Source organism: Silvibacterium sp. (genome assembly GCF_047605705.1).
Classification (GTDB): Bacteria; Acidobacteriota; Terriglobia; order Terriglobales; family Acidobacteriaceae; genus Silvibacterium.
This window is the reverse complement of the sequence record NZ_JASGFD010000075.1, coordinates 1-17,513: the sequence shown is the minus strand read 5'-3', so window position 1 is coordinate 17,513 and position 17,513 is coordinate 1. Positions and strand designations below refer to the sequence as shown.

Genomic DNA, 17,513 nt, shown 5'->3' with positions numbered 1-17,513 from the left:
GTTGTAGAGGTTCCACAACTCCGGGCGCTGCGCCTTCGGATCCCACTGGCCGGCCTTGTCCCGAAAGGAATAGATGCGCTCTTTTGCGCGCGACTTCTCTTCATCGCGGCGTGCGCCACCGAAGGCGGCGTCGAATCCGTAGTAGCGCAGACCATCGAGCAGCGCGGTGGTCTTGAGCAGGCCGCAGCAGCGCTGCGTGCCGAGATCGACAGGGTTCGCGCCATCGGCAAGCGCGCCTTCATTGCGCCACACCAGCAGGTCGAGTCCCAGCTCGCGCGTGTAGTTGTCGCGGAACTCGATCATCTCGCGAAACTTGTAGCCGGTATCGACATGCAGTAGCGGAAACGGGATGGGGCCGGGGAAAAAGGCCTTCTGCGCGAGGCGCAGCATTACCGACGAGTCTTTGCCGATGGAATACAGCATCACCGGCTTCTCAAACTCGGACGCAACCTCGCGGAAGATATGGATGCTCTCGGCCTCGAGCAGCTTGAGATGGCTCAGCCGCGAGGGAGAAACTTCGGCGATGTCGGCAACAGCGGTGGTCATTGGCAAGTCTTCCTGCGTTGGTCTCTTGTTCTCTGATGGCGTGGGGCGCTGCAAGTTGCACAAAGCCCGAAAAGCAAAAACCCACTCACCAGGGAAGGCAGTGGGCTCGGAGTACAGATCGAAGTGCGGTCTTGCGATGCGATCATGCGTTCACGGAGCACACGGCCGTGCAGCAACAACACGCGCAACAACAGGCGTGCATAGCAAAATCGGTCGTGGTCGCGTTCGAAGGCATCCCTTTCAGGGTCGCGCAGTGGGTAGGGATTGTCAATGACGGCAGCTTGACGCGGTAGCGCACCCACCTTATATTCGAGCCTATGTTTCGCGCCCGCGAGATGGCCTGTCGACTTTTCTTCCATGCCTTCTCGTGTCCGGCGGACCTGCTCTTCTAGCTGACTCCCAGCTTTTTTCGACCCTGCCGGCGACGCCTCCGTCCCGGCTTTTCATTTTCCCTACCTTCCGAAGAGCCGCTTATGCCCTCAGTTCCCACGCTTTCATCGCTTTGCCAGCGCTGTTGCCGTTGAAGCCGCATCTCCCGATCGCGCCCTCTGCTCTTCCGCTGTTCATCTTCCGTTGATCATCAATGTTCCCGCTTCACAGGAGAAACCCGTGTCGACCTATAGATGGATCCCGTCACCGCTCCTCGCTGCCGCTTTCGTCCTCTTTACCCTCGCCGCGCCGCTGGGCGCGCAGGTGGTGGGCGGCTCCATCTCCGGCACCGTGCATGACGCGACCGGAGCGGCCATTCCCGGAGCGCACGTCGAGGTGCGCAACACGGAGACGGGGGCGACGCGCGAGGTGCTCACCGATGCGGCCGGGCGCTATGTTGCGCCCTCGGTGCCGGTGGGACCATACGCGATCACCGCCTCGCACGACGGCTTTACGACGAACACACAGAATGGCTTGCGGCTGGTCGTCGGCCAATCCGCATCGATCGACTTTGCGCTCTCAGTCGGACAGGTGCAGCAGCAGGTGACGGTCGCGGCTGCGCCGCAGGCGGTCGAGCTCTCCACCCAGCAGACGCGCGGGCTTGTCGACGAACGTCAGGTGAAAGAGATGCCACTGAACGGCCGCAGCTACGACGAGCTGATGACGCTGAATCCGGCCATCGTGAACTACTCGAACCAGCGCTCCGGCGGCGTGGGCACATCGAATGCGGCAGTAGGCAACATGTTCGCCGTGAGCGGCCATCGCCCGCAGGACAATATCTTCCTGCTCAACGGCGTGGAGTACACCGGCGCCTCCGAGATCAATGTGACGCCGGGCGGCACGAGCGGCCAGCTGCTGGGCGTGGACGCGGTGCGCGAGTTCAACGTGGTGACCGACGATTACGGCGTGGAGTACGGCAAGCGCACCGGCGCGCAGGTGAGCATTGTCACCGCGTCCGGCACCAATACGCTGCACGGCTCGGTCTTCGAGTTCCTGCGTAACTCGGCCTTCGATGCGCGCAATTACTTCGATCAGACCGACATTCCGGAGTTTCAGCGCAACCAGTTCGGCGGCTCGCTGGGCGGCCCCATCAAGCAGAACAAGGTCTTTCTCTTCGGCAATTACGAAGGCTTTCGGCAGAATCTGCACCTGAGTGACGTGACGCTGGTTCCGGATAACGAAGCGCGCCTGGGCTACATCCCGAATTCGAGTGGAACGGAGACGCATGTGGGCGTAAATGCCGCAACCGCTCCGCTGCTCGCGCTGTGGCCAGTGCAGAACGGACCCGACCTCGGCAGCGGTATCGGCGAGGCGTACAGCAGCCCGCTGCAGACCATCCGCGAAGACTTCGGCACCTCGCGCGCGGACTGGAACATCTCGGACAAGGACCTCCTTTTCGGCGTGTACACGGTGGACGACAGCGATGCGAACACACCGACGGCGAACCCCTACAGCTCGGACGTGGAGGCGCTGCGCGAGCAGGTGGCGAGCGTGCAGGAGCAGCATGTCTTCACGCCAACGCTGCTAAATACGGCGCGATTCGGCTTCTCGCGGGCGGCCTATGCGTTCACGGGCGTCACGCCTATCGATCTGCCGGGCTGGATCACCGGGCGGCCAATCGGGGCAATCGTGATCGGCGGCGGCACGGCGCTCAACGGCGCTTCGACGATCACCGGCGCGGGCACCAATGCGGGCAGCAATCTGAGCACGGCGCGCAACCTTTATACGTATGACGACCACGTCTACTGGACCCGCGGCAAGCACCAGGTGGAGATCGGCGGCTGGCTGCAGCAGATCCAATCGAACGACAACATGGCGCAGGACCAGTACGGGCAGGCGTCGTTTACGACGCTGACAACGTTTCTCGAGGGCACGGTCGCGACCTTCACCTCGGTCCCGTCGCCTACCGAGCTGAACTGGCGCTCACTGGAAGGCGCAGGCTTCGCGCAGGACACGATCAAGCTGCGGCCGAATCTTGAGCTGCGTGCGGGCTTCCGCTTCGAGTCGACCAATGGCTGGAACGAGGCCCACGATCGCGCCTCGAACTACGGCTTTACAGACGGCGTGATCGACACCGACCCGACGGTGGGCCACTCCTCCCTCTCGAAGAATCGCGCGAAGTTCCTGCCGGAGCCGCGCGTGGGCCTCGCCTGGGACCCGGCCAGAAACGGGAATACCGTCGTGCATGCGGGCTTCGGCATCTACCGGGCGCTGCTCGACAACCTCGACTATCGCCTGGACCAGACCGCGCCGTACAACACGACGAACACGCTGAAATCTGTGGCGCTGAGCTCGCTTTCGATCTCGCCGGGCGCCGCGCCGCCTTCGGGCAGCAAGGTCTCGCCGAGCGGGGTGCAACCCGATGCGTATACGCCGACTGTGCTTTCGTGGTCGCTGAGCGTCGAGCAGAAGATCGCGCCGAATACATCTCTGACCCTCGGTTATGTGGGCTCGCATGGCTACCACAACATGCTCTCCGAGGATGTGAACGAGCCGGTGCCGACGATCTGCCCGGCATCGCCGTGCCCCTCGACGCTGGCGAACGGCACGGTCTACTACCCCTCGGGCGCGGCCTACGCGAACCCTGCGCTCTCAAACACCACAACGTGGATCTCCGAGGGAGTCAGCGCGTATCACGGGCTCGAAGTGGATGTGAATCATCGCTTCGACCACGGCTTTCAGCTGCGCGGCGTCTATACGTGGTCGAAGAACCTGGACGACGGCACGGCGTGGAACACGAGCGTGGGCGCGAATGCCCCAGCCTTCGTGATGTTCCCCGACCGGCCGAAGCTCGACTGGGGTCCGGCCTCGACGGATGTGCGCAACCTGGCGGTGATCAACGGGACCTGGGATCTGCCATTTGGGCATGAGGGCGGCAATGCCTGGCAGCGGCATGTGATCCGCGGCTGGAGCGTGAGCGGCATTGCGACGCTGCAGTCCGGCTTTCCCTTCACGGCGCAGCTTGGCTACAACCCGACCAATAATGGCGACAGCCGCGATCCGATCCGTCCGAATGTGAACCCGGACTTCCACGGCAAGGTGATCGAAGGCGTCCCGACGCAGTATTTCAATCCGGCAGCCTTCTCGAACCCGGTCAGCGGCACCTACGGCAACGCAGGACGCAACTCCCTGGTCGGTCCGGACTTCGCGAATCTCGATGTTTCGGCGCGCAAGGAGACGCAGCTCTTCGAGCATCTGCGGGCGCAATTCCGGGCCGAACTCTTCAATGTGCTGAACCACACCAACTTCGGCACACCGAACGAGGTCGTCTATACGGCGGCCGGAGATACGCCTTCGCCAACGGCGGGCGTCATCACGGCGACGGCCTCGACCTCACGTCAGATCCAGTTCGGGCTGAAGCTGTTGTTTTAGAGCCAGCCGTCAGGCGCGAGTACGGTCAGCGGTCAGCCACAACAAAAACGGCCAGTGGAGGATATGTCTCCACTGGCCGTTCTTATGACTGGCTGCTTTTCGCTGAGCTGCCCGCGCCAAAGCTGCGCCGACTTGCTGTTTACGCCGTCGCCTTCTTGCGCAGGCTCTTGCGGATGGCCACCAGCACCAGTAGCGCGATCACCACGCCGAGTCCGGCAAGCACCGCAACCGCGTGCTGCTGCACCAGTGCGCCGACCTCGTGGATCATCTGCGGACCGTAGCGGATGGTGAGAATGCCGACGATGGTGAAACGGATGACCCTGCCTACAAAGACGGCCAGCATGAAGTTCCACACCTTCATCTCGAAGACGCCGGCGGCGAAGACGAAGAGCTTCCAGGGCGTGGGCGGCGGCAGCATGGAGGGGATGAGCAGCGCCAGAAACTCCTGCTTTTCGAAGCGGTCGCGCAGCTGCTCGTACTTCACGCGGTCGACGCGCTTCAGCAGGAAGAGCTCGCCGCCGGCGCGGCCGATAAAGTACGGCACCAGCCCGCCGATGGCCGAACCGATCGCCGCGGCCAGCACATAAAGGTAAAAGGTATGGCGGTTGTTCCAGGCATACAGCGCCATCAGCGGGTCCATGGGGACCGGGATGGAGCTGGAGTCGAGCAGCGCGACCAGGCCCGCGCCCCAGAATCCGAGGGGCTTCAGAAAGGCCAGCAGCAGGCCACGGTACTTATTGGATAGAAAGATCAGTTTCTTCATTCAATTTGTCAGGAAGATCAGTTTCTTCCGTGCGCTTCTCCCGCGAGGAAAACTTTGCCCGCTCTCCGTCGCGGTGCGTCTTCAAACTCTTTCTTTTCGTCTGCTATAGAACGGCGAGCTTCGACGTCAAACCCATGTATCGCCCATTCTGCGATGAATGCAGAACCGGAAAGGTATCCCCGCAGTCCTTGCCGAGAGGAGTCGCCCACCGAATTTGCCGCGCATGTCACCATCCCGATTGTACGGGGACAAAACGGCGCAGCGAAAACCCGGCCGGGGTGAGAGAATAGAATGAGGTCTCAGCGCGCGACTGCCTGCGTCTCGTCTGGGCTTCGCCGCCACTCCCGCGCAAGCCGAACGGGCTCTACGACATAGAATGCCGATCACCGAAGTGCCAAACAGCCCCTCCGGCGCGCCGCCCGAGCCGCCCCGTTCCCGCCGCTCTTCTCGCGACTACGAGGATCTCGACATCCATGACCTCCTGGGTGTGATCGAGGAGCTCGAGGGTGACCGTAACTGGGCCGCGCTGCGCGAAAAGATCTGGATCGCGCTCATCGTCCATATGGTTATCTTCTGGTTCATTGCCTATGGACCGAGATATCTGTTCAACGTGCACGTGAAGGACCCGTCGGTGGTGCTGCGCGACCGCGACAAGCAGATGACCTATCTGACGATGCCGAAGGATCTGCTGAAGCAGCCGAAACCGAAGGACACGAACAAGATTTCGGATCAGAATCACATCCAGCAGTCGCCGAAGCCGAGTCTCGACAGAAAGACGCTGCGGCAGCTGCAGCAGATGAGGCAGGCCCAGCCGGCCCCTCCTGCTCCGCAGCCCGCGCCGCAGCCGCCTCAGCCCCAACCGCAGCAGCAGGCAGAAAACCAGCCGAAGCCTCAGCCCACGCCGCCCGCCCAGCCTCTGCCGAATAATCAGCAGGCGAAGAGCGAGACACCGTCGGCGCCGCAGCCGAAGCCGAATTTCTCCACGAATCAGGGGACGCTCGGCCAGCAGATGCAGGAGCTGGCACGGGGAGCCCGTCCCAGCGGCGGCCAGTTCAGCGGCGGCGCCGAAGGGGATGACGCCCAGCAGCAGGGTGGCAACCAGGGTGCGGTCACGATCCTCAGCGACACCATGGGCGTCGATTTCGGACCCTATATCCAGCGCGTGATCTACGACACCAAGCGCGCCTGGTACCCGATCATCCCGGAAGAGGCCCGTCCGCCGCTCAACAAGCAGGGGCGCGTGGCGATCCGCTTCAAGATCCTGCCCGACGGCTCGGTCAAGGAGATGGTGCTCGAGGGCCCGTCCGGCGACGTTTCGCTCGATCGTTCGGCCTGGGGCGGCATCACCGGCGCTTCTCCCTATCCGAACCTACCCAAGAACTTCAAGGGACCATTCCTCGAGCTGCGTTTCTGGTTCCTGTACAACCTGGAACCCGGCCAGCAGCGATAACGGAATTTCCGCTGCTGTTCCTTTCCGGCTCAGGCGGCCTCAAGGTGGATGTCAAAAACTTGCAATCCCCCGAGGCCGCCGTTAGCATCCATCACAGAGACCGGCCTGCGAAGCAGGTGTGGTGATCAACGTCGGTTGAACCTTTAATCATTGAACAGGGAGCTTGACTCGACATATTGGCTCGGTGTGCAGTGTCCGCCAGTCCGGAATGCCTAAAGAGCCACGGCGAGTTCCCACCGTCTTAGGACGGGTTCACCGGCGCATCACTCACGGCCCAGTGGGTCGGTCTTGTCTTAAAAGCGCAGGCTTCCAGCTCTCTTTCGCGTGTATCCCCGCCTCCTCCAGCTCGGCCACATTGCCATCCCTACGTATGGAGCGTTGACCGCTCTTGGCCTGGTTGCGGCACTGGTTCTGGCCGTCCGGCTGGCCCGCCGCTTTTCGCTTGATCCGAATAAGCTCTGGTCGCTGTGCCTGCTGGGCACACTGACGACGCTGATCGGCGCGCGTCTGCTGCTGGCCCTGGTCTTTTTCCGCGCCTTCCGCCAGCATCCTTTCTGGGTTCTTGGACTTACGCAGGTTCACGCTCCGGGAATTTTCGCCCTGGCCGCCGCTGCGGGTGTCGGCGCGGCCGTGCTCTTTGCGCTGGCCGAAGGCCTGCCCGTGCTTGCGGTGCTCGACACTCTGGCCCCGGCTGCTGCGCTCGCCACCGCCCTCAACCGCATCGGCGCCTTTCTGGCCGGACTCGATTGGGGCACGCCCACGCGTCTCGGGTGGGCAGTCACCTATGACCGCAAGCTTTCGGTTCTCTGGTACGGAACGCCGACTTATATTCCGCTCCACCCGGTCCAGCTTTATGACGCTGCCGCTGCTCTGCTGACCCTCGCGCTGCTGCTCTTCTGGCTGCCGCGCCGGACTCAGCCGGGCGAGCTGGCCGGTGGATGGCTTTTCCTGACTGGCTTCGCTGCTGCGATTTTTATGCCCCTCCGCGCCGATGCCTCACCCGCGCTCGCACTGCCGCTGGCTGCGGCAGCCGTGATCGCAGGAGGAGCGCTCTGGCTGCGGCGTAAACCGGTGGAAGCATCGCTCCCGGCAGCCGCCTGAACCATCCCCCACGAGCCTCAGCGGCAATCCTGCCGCTATACTTTCCTTCGATGAACTCCGGCCGACTTCGCTCTCTTTCCGCTGCCCTGCTTGCAGCCGTTCTGCTTGCAGGAACCGCCGTTACCGCCTTCGCCGCGCAGGCTGCGCCGTCTCAGGGCGGATGGAAGCCGCCTGCCGCAGCACCCGGCTTGCCTGCTCCCGTCTTTCTTTATCCCAATGGCGCCCCGGGAGCGCTGGGCACGGCGGAGGCTGACCGGCCGCGCCTCTATCCCTTCATGCCCAAGACGCGCACGACCAGCGCTGCTTTCCTGGTGATTCCTGGCGGTGGGTACGAGCATGTCGCCATCGGCCACGAGGGCATCCAGATCGCGCTCTGGCTGAACGCGCAGGGTATTCCGGCCTTCGTGCTCGACTACCGTGTCGCGCCTTACCACTACCCAGTCGAGATCGATGACGGCCGCCGCGCGATGCGCATCGTTCGCCAGCATGCGGCCGAATACGGCGTCGACCCAACCCGTATCGGCGTCTGGGGCTCCTCGGCCGGCGGACACCTGGCGTCCTCGCTCTCGACGCATTGCGAGCCCTCGACGCTGCCGCCGCCAAATGCCGATGCAACCGACCAGGTCTCCTGCAAGCCGAACTTCGCGGTGCTCGAGTATCCGGTAATCAGCATGGAGAAATACAAGACGCATGCCGGCTCGCTGCGCGCCCTGCTCGGCACGGATCCCGATCCGAAGCTGGTGCAGGACTACTCGAACGAAAACGCCGTCAACGCGCAGACGCCGCCGACGTTTATTTTTGCCACGACCAAGGACCCGGTCGTCCCGGTGGAGAACAGCCTCGACTATTACCGCGCGCTGGAACGGAACCATGTTTCGGCGGAGATCCATCTCTACGACTTTGCGAATCATGGCTGCGGCCTGTGCGGAAACATCATCCCGCTCAGCACCTGGCCTGCACTGCTGCGCAACTGGCTGATCGGGCACAGCATCATTCCGCCGAACGCACCGCCTTTGCCGCTGCCCCAGCCCAACCTGCCCTCGTGGATTCCCGGCCTGGAAGGCCCGGGCGCAGCTGCACAGACAGGAGCGGCTCCGCAGAAGTGAGTACCGGCAGTTACACCGTTCCCGCAGAAGCAGCCGGCCAGCGCCTCGACGCCTGGCTGGCCTCCCAGCTTGAAAATGTAAGCCGCGCGCGCGTGCAGCTCCTCCTCGGCGAGGGCAAGGTTCTCGTGGAGGGCGCGGCAGGAAAGGCCTCGCAGAAGCTGCGCGGCGGCGAGACGGTCGCCGTCCTTGGGCCGCCGGAGCCGCCGCCTTTGCGCGCCACGCCGGAGATGATCCCACTCGACATCATCTACGAGGACGACGATCTTTCGGTGATCAACAAGCCTGCCGGGATGATGGTGCATGCCGGCGCGGGCGCGACCCACGAAGACCCGGCGCTCGATGAGCGCAACCGCGGCACACTGGTGAATGCGCTGCTGGGCCACTACAGCCAGCTCTCCTCGACTGGCGGCGCGCTGCGTCCGGGGATCGTGCACCGGCTCGACAAGCAGACCAGCGGGCTGATCATCGTGGCCCGGAACGACGCTGCGCACCTGCGGCTAGCAGAGATGTTCTCGTCCCGCGAGGTACATAAGACCTACCTTGCTCTGGTGCACGGCGATCCGAAGAAGGACGCGGGCACGATCAACGCTGCGATCGGGCGCGACCTGATCCGCCGCACGCGCATGACGACCAAGCGATCGGAGGGCGCCCGCGCGGCCATCTCGCATTACACGGTGCTGGAGCGGATTGCGACGCGATTTGGAAAGTTCGCGCTGGTCTCGGTAAAGATCGAGACCGGCCGGACGCACCAGATTCGCGTGCACATGTCATCGATCGGGCACCCGGTCGTTGGGGATACGCTCTATGGCGCACCCGCCGTGATCTCTGCCGAGCCCGCCAAGGGAAAGGCCACCACGAAGAAGAAGTCTGCAACGCAGGCCGAGACCACGCAGCTCGACCGCAATTTTCTGCATGCGGCACGGCTCGAGTTCGCGCATCCGCGAACGAACAAGATCCTTACGCTCGAGGCACCGCTTCCTGCCGAGCTGACCGGGTTTCTGGACGGGATTCGGTAGGACTGGCCTGTTCCGCGCAGGGCGACTTAGCCTTCGGCTTCCGCTCCCGCTGGTCGCGTTCTGATTGCTTGGGAGAGCAGGACGAACCGTAGGTTCCACCAGGCTCGCTTTGCTCGCTCCGGCTGGAATGACAAGGTGTTGAGAAGTAGGGGCTGTCCGAAGACGGACAGCCCATTTCGCGATCGGGCAGCTCGAGTTAGATATTTCACTTTATTTTCAATCGCTTGCATCGGATTTGGCTGGCCCTCGGCGTGCTGTGATTTGCATTTAGCCCTCAGTGCAATTTCCGTTTCCGGAGCGCCAGCCATGGACCTTCTCTTCCGCGACCTTCGCCAGACCCTGCGCAACCTTGCCAGCACGCCGGGCTTTTCGCTCACCGTGGTGCTGGTGATGGCGCTCGGCATTGGGGCGACGGCGGCATTGTTCACTGTGGTGAACTCGGTGCTGATGAAGCCGCTACCACTGCCGGATTCGGACCGGCTGGTGCGCGCATGGGAGGCAAGCCCGTCGCACGGCTATATGCACACCAACGCGGCCCCGGGCATCTACAAACTCTGGCACGATCAGAATCGCAGCTTTGAGTCGCTCGCCATCGCCACTCCGGACGAGCATAGCCTAGCGTCTTCTGGCGGCCAGTTGCCGGAGCGGATCGAGACCCGGGTCGCCACATGGCAGGCGTTGCCAACGCTCGGCGTGCAGCCTGCTTACGGACGCCTTTTTACGGCGAACGATGACCGGCAGGGTGCGCCGGAGACCGCCATGCTCACCTGGTCGCTCTGGAAGCGCCGGTTCGGCGGCGATCCCTCGATTGTCGGGCGGCAGATTCTTCTCGATACCGTGCCCTTTACCGTGATCGGCATCCTTCCGGAGTGGTTCTCCTGGCCGAATCCGCGGGTTCAGCTCTGGATGGCGCTCGGGCCGGAGGTTTCCGCGCAGGAGATGGCTTCTCTCAACGCGCATAGCTTCATGGTGATCGGAAAGCTGCGGGCAGGCGTCTCGGTTGCGGCTGCGAACGCTGACCTCACCCGTATTTCCGCCAATGCGAGCCGCCAGTTCCCCGGCGATTCCGTGATGGAATCTGCGAATGTAAAGCCTTTGCTCGATGCGGAAACCTACCGCGTCCGCACACTTTTGAACGTCCTGTTTGCCGCCACGGCCTGCCTGCTGCTGATCGCATGCCTGAATATCGCCAACCTGCTGGTCGCACGCTCAGCGGCGCGCCGTCGCGAACTGGCGATCCGCAGCGCTCTCGGCAGCTCGAGGGCGCGCCTGATCCGCGACCGTCTGCTCGAAAGCCTGGTTCTCTGCTCTGCGGGAGGCCTCTTCGGTATCCTCATCGCGCAGTTTGCCCTGCAATGGCTGGTTGCACGCCGCACAAACCTGCCGCGCGTCGAAGACATCCATCTCGACGCAGCGGCCGTCGCGTTTGCTGTTCTCGTCGCTATTTTCTGTGGCCTGATCGCAGGGCTTGCGCCTGCTGTGGCCGAACGGCATGACCAGCTTCTGAACGCGCTCCAGGACCAGTCCCGCGCCGTGAGCGGAAGCCGCCAAAGCCTGCGCTTCCGCCGTGCCGTGTTGACCGTGGAGGTTGCCCTCACTGTTGTGTTGCTCGTCGGCGCGGGCCTCTTCCTGCGCGATTACCAGAAGCTCCGCAGCATCGATATTGGTGTTCCCACCGCAAATACCCTCACGATGAACATCGAGCTGCCATTCATCCCCTACAAGGATGGCAACAAGAAGATCGCGTTTTATGAGCAGCTTCAGGAGCAGGTGCGAGCGCTGCCCGGCGTGCACGGCATCGCCCTAGCCACGGTTCTGCCCGGACAGACAACCGGCGAGGATGACGATATCTCGATCGCCGAGTTGCCGCCTCCACCCAAGAATGAATGGCAGGATGTCGAGGTCCGTTTCGTCGATCCGGGCTTCTTCCGGACCCTCGAGATTCCCTTGCGTCGCGGCCGCGTCTTCACAACACAGGACCGTCTCGACCGCAGCCGGCTGGTTATCGTCAACGAATCCTTCGTAAAAACCTATCTTCGCGGCCAGGAGCCTCTCGGCAAGCACGTCAACGACCTTAACAACGCACCGGAAGGCAATAAGGACCCTAAGAATGAGATTGTCGGTGTCGTTGGCGACGTGCGCACCACGCCGGACCGGGAGATCGAACCAACCATCTACTTTCCGCTCTACAACGGAATCCGGGGCGAGATGAACATCGCCGTGCGCACTGCCGAAAATCCGCTCAGCTTTGCCTTGCCGATCCAGCGGATCGTCGCGCATCTCGACCCGACGCTTCCGGTTGCCGACATCCTCACCTATGACGATGTGGTGGGCAAAAACACGGCCGATGCCAGCTTCAACGCCACGCTGCTCACGGTCTTTGCCGGGTTATCGCTGGTGCTGGCGGCGGTCGGGCTCTTCGGGGTGTTGTCCTTCCTCGTCGCGCAGCGGACGCCCGAGATCGGCGTCCGCATGGCTCTCGGCGCGCAACGCGAACACGTCCTGCGCCTCTTGCTGGCCGATGGACTACGGCCCGCGATCCTCGGACTGGTGCTGGGCATCGTCGCTTCGGCCGGGCTTACGCGATTGGTCGCCTCGCTGCTCTACGGCACGCAGCCGCTCGATCCGCTGGTCTTCGGACTGGTGTCGGTAGCGCTGCTTACCGTGGCCGCGCTGGCCTGCCTGTTGCCGGCATGGCGCGCTTCGCAGCTCGATCCGGTGGCGGCGCTGCGGGCGGAGTAGAGCTGGGACGCTTGTAGATCAAGGTGCATACCCACTCAAACCAACGGCAGGCTTGAATGGGCCACCCGTGCGTCCTGTGAACCCACATCTCGAATGGAACGAGATGTGGGGCACCCAACTCAGGGCTCAGATAGAAGCACAGGCAGGAGCGCGACCAACGGGAGCGGAGGCCGAAGGCGAAAGGCCAGGACGGCCAGTCCCGCATGTACAATGGCGACAGCAAAATGACCCGCGCCGGTTTTACGTCTTCTCTCTGTCTCTCTGCCGTCCTGCTTGCTCTTCCGCTCGCTGCCCCGCTTCGGGCACAAACCGGGACAACCGCAGCACCTGCAACGACTTCAGCGCCCCAGCAACAGCCGGCTCCCGCTACGCAGCCCCCTGCGACGTCGAACCTGGGCCCCGCTCAGGGTCAAGGCCAGGGCCAGAATCCGGGCCAGGCACAGGGCGCACCACAGGACAGCTCGCAGTACACGATCACGCAGCAGGTGAACGAAGTCGACCTGGTCTTCACGGTCACCGATCGCCACGGCCACTTCATCAGCGACCTGAAGCAGAGCGACTTCGCGCTGCTCGACGACCAGAAGGCCCCGGAGCGCGTCTACAGCTTCACCCGGCAGACGAACCTTCCACTGCGCCTCGGCGTGCTGATCGACACCAGCACCTCGATCCACACGCGCTTTGCCTTCGAGCAACAGGCGGCGAAGGAGTTCCTGCTCCAGATCCTGAAGCCGGCCTCGGACAAGTCCTTCGTGATGGGCTTCGACGTAACGCCGGACTATAAGACACCGTGGTCGAACAACCTCGACACGCTCTCGACCGGCATCGACGGGTTGCGGCCCGGTGGCGGCACCGCGCTCTTTGACGCGGTGTACTCAGCCTGCCGCGACCGCCTGCTGGACGCCGCGCGCGGCCAGGAACCGGTGCGTAAGGCCATGGTGCTGATATCGGACGGCGACGACAACCAGAGCCACGCCTATCTCGACGACGCGATCAAGGAGTGCCAGCGCGCCGAAACGATTGTGTACGCCATCAGCACGAACGTGAGCCCGAGCCGCGATCGCGGCGACGATGTCCTTGAGAAGATTGCCGAAGAGACCGGCGGCCGCGCCTTCTTCCCGAAGAACATCTCGGATATGCCGATCAGTTTCGAGGCCATCCAGGACGAGCTGCGCAGCCAGTACGCGCTGGTTTACAAGCCGGCCGACTTCAAGGCCGATGGCGCCTTTCGCCCGATCTATCTCTTCTGCCTCGACCGGCGTTACTCGGTGCGCGTGCGTAAGGGATACTTCGCTCCGAAGCCGAATTAAATCTCGTTCTTATGAGAAGAAAAGAGCCGGGTATTTGCCCGGCTCTCTCTTTTTTGCACGTGTAACGAAGTAGTCCTGCGGTATACCTTTCTATCCAAGCGGAGCTTGGACGGGGTACCCTCATCCTCGCTTATCGGGTAGACCGCAGATTCCTCTCTGTTTCGACCAGTTTCATGGCCTCGTCCCGGATTGCCGGATCATCGCCGAAGCCCTTCAGCCAGTGGACCTCAGGCTCGCGGCGAAACCAGGTAAGCTGCCGCTTGGCGTAGTTGCGATGCCCTTGCTGCGCCTGGACGATGGCCTCAGGCTCGGGTAGTTCGCCGCGCAACACGGCGCGCGCCTGGCGGTAGCCGAGGGCGTCCATCGGGCCGCGCGATACGCGATCTTCTTCGCCGGAAGCCGTTCCATCTCCGGGAAACTCGCCGTATTTTTCGAGAATGCCGCGCGTCTCCTCCACCAGTCCGTCGGTGAACATCTGCGCGGCGCGGCGGTTGATGCGGTCGTAGAGCGCCTTGCGTTCGGGTTCGAGGCCGATGCGCAGGATGCGGTAGCCGGTGAGGCGGTCGCGGCCCTGTTCGCGCCAGGCCTCGGTCATGGGCTGGCGGGCGGCGATGCAGACCTCGATGGCACGGATGAGCTTGGGCGTGTCGTTCTCGTGGATGCTGGCCGCGGCCGCCGGATCGAGACGGCGGAGCACCCGTGCGAGCCATCCGGCACCGAAGCGCTGGTGGCTGCGCTCGAGGTGGGTACGGAGTGCCGCAGAACGCTGCGGCCCCGCGAAGAGGCCGTCGAGCAGAGCGCGCAGGTAGAGGCCGGTGCCTCCGGTAACGATGGGCAGACGGGCGCGCGCGGAGATGTCCGCGATCGCTGCGCGGGCCAGACGGGCGTAATCACCGGCGGTGCACTGCTCGTTGGGCGCGAAGACATCGATGAGGTGGTGCGGGGCGCGGCTGCGTTCTTCCACGGACGGCTTCGCCGAACCCAGATCCATCTCGCGGTAGACGGCAACCGAATCGCAGCTGACAATTTCGCCACCAAAGCGCTCGGCCAGGGCGAGCGAGAGCGCGGTCTTGCCGCTGGCGGTGGGACCGAGCAGGACGACCAGGAGAGGTTCAGCAGCGGAGTGCGGAGCGGACACGGCTACCAGAAGCGCCACCATCCGGCAGGAAAAACGGTGTGCGGCCGGGCGCGCAGCAGGGTGAAGAGCGCAAGCGCAGCGGCGATGATCAGCAGGCCGGCGATCTGGCTGCGCTGAACCTCAAGACGCCGAAGCTTTCCATCGCGACTGGGCTGGGTGGGCATGGACTGGACAAACACTCGATCCAGTTTAGAGCCGGGAGGTTTCGCCGGAAAGCAAAAGGGCAACCCCGATGGCCGCCCTGTGTATGCCTTTGGTGATGCTGCGCTACGCGCCGGCTACGCGGCTGTGTTGCGCGGCGAGCTGGCGGGCCAGCACCGGGATGCCGAAGGCCAATCCGGCGACTGCGGCCGTTGAGAGGAGGTCATTGCGGTAGAAGGGCAGTCCGGCAATGTAGCTCATGTCGAGCCCGGCCATGCTGCGCGGATAGAGTGTCGGGTTGCCGAGCCAGGCGGCGAAGTTGGTGAGCAGGAAGAAGGACGTCGGCGCGACGATGACACCGGCGGCTACGCGGGCAGCCGAGGTCTTCTTCGCGAGCGGGAAATGGGCGAAGACGATGACCGCTGCATACCAGGCCCAGGTGAGCAGGTAGTCCGTCACGTGAAAGGGATAGCGATAGAAGAAGGCCGTGAGGTAGTAGTCGGTAGCGGCAAGCGCTGCGACGGGAATCCACGCCTGGCGCAGCGGACGGCGCGCGCCGAAGAAGAGCAGCGATCCACCGACGGCGGTGAAGTTCAGCCACTCCGGGTGCGGAACGACTCGGCTGACGACGGCCAGCAGGAGAAGAAGGTAGGCGGGCATAGATCCTCGATCGGTACAGCAGTTGGCTCTTTTATTGTCGGAAGGTTGAGAGCCCGCCGCAAGGGAAAAGGATCGACTGCATCAACATTGATTTTGACGTGGTAAGCATTTTCTCGAAGCGGAGGAACTGCAGGTTCCTCCGCTTCGCTCCCTGCGGTCGCTCCGGCCGGAATGACAGATTTGTTCTATACACAGACTTACGGCTTCTGTTCCCTGCCGCTCATGTACATGCCTTCGATCTGATTGGCCTGGTTCACGTAGACCCATGCGCCGAGCGCCTCTTTTCCGCGCGCGGGCGTACTGCTTCCGGCGAGGCCCAGTCCTGGATAGGCGAAGCGCAGGTCTTCGAACTGGACGGTGTGCCAGCCGGGTTGCGGTTGCGGTGCGGTGTCATAGGGGATCGGATCATTCGCGACGTCCGTGGTGACTGGGAACTGCGACCAATCGAGATAGACCCGACCGAGCCAGGACTGCTTTGCCGCCGCAACGGCCGGAGTCACAGGCGGCTTGTAGATCAGATCGTCTCCGTCGGGACTGCGTTCTTCCACCACGTCGTGCAGGGTGTGGACCTCGGCGGTCTGGTAGTAGTCGCGGGTCTCGGCGAGAACGTGCCAGCGGAAGGGATCGAGCATATAAGGCTCGCCGACAATGCGCGTGACCGGAGCCGCGATGGCGTTGGTGTTCTGCACCAGAGCAATGGCGTGACGTTGCTCGGCATTCCGCAGCGACCACCAAAGGACGACAAAGATCAGCGCAGTGACGGACCAGCCGCGGGCGCGAAAGGGCTGGCGGCGAGCGCCGATTTCGCTGTCGGCGAGGCCGAAGATCCACGGCAGGACCAGCGCGGCGAGGAGCGCAAGAAAGATCCACGGATCGAAGATGAAGACGATGCTCCACGCATGCCAGTGCGCGTCGAAGGGAAAGAGCGGGCGCACGCCGTAGTTGTTGGTGAAGTCGAGCAGGATGTGGCTCAAGTCGGCAAGGAGCGCAAAGCACCAGAGCAGTCCCCAGCGTATCGGCGCAACCGTCGGTTTCTTCCTGAATCGATGGATGAGCCACATCGCGCCAACGGTCACCAGCGCGATGACCGGCGCAGCGAGAAAGGTGTGCGTGATGCCGCGATGATGCTCGAATCCGGCGACCGGACCGAGCCTGCCCCAAATGACGTCGAGGTCTGGAGCCTCGGCAGCTAACGTCATGGCCAGTGTGGCATAGGCCGCCTTGCGGTTGAAGCCGGAGCGGGCCAGGCAGGCTCCGGTGAGAAAGTGAGTGACGGGCTCCATGGGGACAGGGTAGCAAGCTGCTGCGCCTACGGCACCCCGCTCCCGTTGGTCGCGGCGCTAACCACGTTGGATGAGCCCACCCGCTTGAATGAAGTTTGTACCTTCCCACCCAAGCAGAGCTTGGATGGGGCACCCTTTTTCAGGGCTAATTGAGAGCGGCATGGGAGTCCGCTACCATCGTTGCTGTGACTGTTCAGGAAGAAATCGAAACACTGCGGGAGACGATCCGCCACCACGAGTATCTGTATTACGGTCTCGATGCGCCGGAAATCTCCGATGCCGAGTACGACGCACTGATGCGCAAACTCGAAGGGCTTGAAGCAAAGCACCCGGAGCTCATCACCGCCGACTCGCCGACGCAGCGCGTGGGCGGCAAGCCTGCCGAGGGCTTCGCCAAGGTGGCGCATTCGCGGCCCATGCTCTCGCTCAACAACGTGGTGAGCGAGGAGGAGCTGCGCG

At 63.4% G+C, this 17,513-nt stretch carries 14 protein-coding genes and 1 other RNA gene; 9 read left to right on the top strand and 6 right to left on the bottom strand.

Annotation, left to right across the window (positions count from 1 at the left end; translation table 11 throughout):
* On the bottom strand, nucleotides 1-546 hold a 546-nt coding region (gene cysD, locus QM649_RS18745), incomplete at its 3' end, for a sulfate adenylyltransferase subunit CysD (protein ID WP_415200603.1).
* 609 nt (nucleotides 547-1,155) lie between these two features.
* Here cysD and QM649_RS18740 point away from each other — a divergent pair.
* Nucleotides 1,156-4,347: a TonB-dependent receptor gene (locus QM649_RS18740; RefSeq protein ID WP_415200602.1), complete on the top strand. Its 3,192-nt coding sequence runs from the start codon at nucleotides 1,156-1,158 to the stop codon at nucleotides 4,345-4,347.
* Between the two features lie 139 nt (nucleotides 4,348-4,486).
* Here the strand turns inward: QM649_RS18740 and QM649_RS18735 are convergent, their stop codons facing one another.
* A complete protein-coding gene (locus tag QM649_RS18735; protein WP_415200601.1) occupies nucleotides 4,487-5,110 on the bottom strand; it encodes a YqaA family protein in 624 nt (207 codons plus the stop codon).
* Nucleotides 5,111-5,486: 376 nt separating this feature from the next.
* Between QM649_RS18735 and QM649_RS18730 the strand changes: the two genes are divergently transcribed.
* The 7 genes from QM649_RS18730 to QM649_RS18700 all read left to right on the top strand — a co-directional run bounded on the left by QM649_RS18730 (nucleotide 5,487) and on the right by QM649_RS18700 (nucleotide 13,832).
* Entirely contained in the window at nucleotides 5,487-6,560 is a 1,074-nt protein-coding gene (locus QM649_RS18730) for a cell envelope integrity protein TolA (protein WP_415200600.1), read from the top strand.
* A 99-nt stretch (nucleotides 6,561-6,659) separates the two neighbouring features.
* Nucleotides 6,660-6,848, top strand: a non-coding RNA gene (gene ssrS, locus QM649_RS18725) — 6S RNA.
* A gap of 36 nt (nucleotides 6,849-6,884) precedes the next feature.
* Nucleotides 6,885-7,661, top strand: coding sequence for a prolipoprotein diacylglyceryl transferase family protein (locus QM649_RS18720; protein WP_415200599.1), 777 nt, complete (start codon nucleotides 6,885-6,887; stop codon nucleotides 7,659-7,661).
* Between the two features lie 50 nt (nucleotides 7,662-7,711).
* Complete coding sequence (locus tag QM649_RS18715) at nucleotides 7,712-8,767, top strand: alpha/beta hydrolase (protein WP_415200598.1); 1,056 nt, start codon at nucleotides 7,712-7,714, stop codon at nucleotides 8,765-8,767.
* Nucleotides 8,764-9,783 (top strand): RluA family pseudouridine synthase, encoded by a 1,020-nt coding sequence (locus tag QM649_RS18710; RefSeq protein WP_415200597.1) that lies wholly within the window; start codon nucleotides 8,764-8,766, stop codon nucleotides 9,781-9,783. Before QM649_RS18715 ends, QM649_RS18710 begins: the two co-directional genes overlap by 4 nt.
* A gap of 306 nt (nucleotides 9,784-10,089) precedes the next feature.
* Nucleotides 10,090-12,525, top strand: a complete 2,436-nt coding sequence (locus QM649_RS18705; protein ID WP_415200596.1) for an ABC transporter permease — start codon at nucleotides 10,090-10,092, stop codon at nucleotides 12,523-12,525.
* A gap of 224 nt (nucleotides 12,526-12,749) precedes the next feature.
* Complete coding sequence (locus QM649_RS18700) at nucleotides 12,750-13,832, top strand: VWA domain-containing protein (RefSeq protein ID WP_415200595.1); 1,083 nt, start codon at nucleotides 12,750-12,752, stop codon at nucleotides 13,830-13,832.
* A 130-nt stretch (nucleotides 13,833-13,962) separates the two neighbouring features.
* Here QM649_RS18700 and miaA read toward each other — a convergent pair whose 3' ends face one another.
* The 4 genes from miaA to QM649_RS18680 all read right to left on the bottom strand — a co-directional run bounded on the left by miaA (nucleotide 13,963) and on the right by QM649_RS18680 (nucleotide 17,054).
* On the bottom strand, nucleotides 13,963-14,970 hold the full coding sequence (gene miaA, locus QM649_RS18695; protein WP_415200594.1) for a tRNA (adenosine(37)-N6)-dimethylallyltransferase MiaA: 1,008 nt from the start codon (nucleotides 14,968-14,970) through the stop codon (nucleotides 13,963-13,965).
* A gap of 2 nt (nucleotides 14,971-14,972) precedes the next feature.
* The gene (locus tag QM649_RS18690; protein WP_415200593.1) at nucleotides 14,973-15,134 is read right to left on the bottom strand and encodes a hypothetical protein; all 162 of its coding nucleotides are present in this window, start codon (nucleotides 15,132-15,134) and stop codon (nucleotides 14,973-14,975) included.
* Nucleotides 15,135-15,237: 103 nt separating this feature from the next.
* Entirely contained in the window at nucleotides 15,238-15,771 is a 534-nt protein-coding gene (locus QM649_RS18685; protein WP_415200592.1) for a DUF6580 family putative transport protein, read from the bottom strand.
* A 197-nt stretch (nucleotides 15,772-15,968) separates the two neighbouring features.
* A complete protein-coding gene (locus tag QM649_RS18680; RefSeq protein ID WP_415200591.1) occupies nucleotides 15,969-17,054 on the bottom strand; it encodes a metal-dependent hydrolase in 1,086 nt (361 codons plus the stop codon).
* Nucleotides 17,055-17,239: 185 nt separating this feature from the next.
* Here QM649_RS18680 and QM649_RS18675 point away from each other — a divergent pair.
* Nucleotides 17,240-17,513 (top strand): DNA ligase LigA-related protein (locus QM649_RS18675; RefSeq protein WP_415200590.1); only part of this gene is annotated, 274 nt, incomplete at its 3' end.

Coding starts and splice junctions, on each gene's coding strand:
- QM649_RS18735 (WP_415200601.1), bottom strand. CDS start 5,110: ATGAAGAAACTGATCTTTCTATCCAATAAGTACCGTGGCCTGCTGCTG.
- QM649_RS18730 (WP_415200600.1), top strand. CDS start 5,487: ATGCCGATCACCGAAGTGCCAAACAGCCCCTCCGGCGCGCCGCCCGAG.
- QM649_RS18690 (WP_415200593.1), bottom strand. CDS start 15,134: ATGCCCACCCAGCCCAGTCGCGATGGAAAGCTTCGGCGTCTTGAGGTT.
- QM649_RS18705 (WP_415200596.1), top strand. CDS start 10,090: ATGGACCTTCTCTTCCGCGACCTTCGCCAGACCCTGCGCAACCTTGCC.
- QM649_RS18685 (WP_415200592.1), bottom strand. CDS start 15,771: ATGCCCGCCTACCTTCTTCTCCTGCTGGCCGTCGTCAGCCGAGTCGTT.
- QM649_RS18680 (WP_415200591.1), bottom strand. CDS start 17,054: ATGGAGCCCGTCACTCACTTTCTCACCGGAGCCTGCCTGGCCCGCTCC.
- QM649_RS18700 (WP_415200595.1), top strand. CDS start 12,750: ATGACCCGCGCCGGTTTTACGTCTTCTCTCTGTCTCTCTGCCGTCCTG.
- QM649_RS18715 (WP_415200598.1), top strand. CDS start 7,712: ATGAACTCCGGCCGACTTCGCTCTCTTTCCGCTGCCCTGCTTGCAGCC.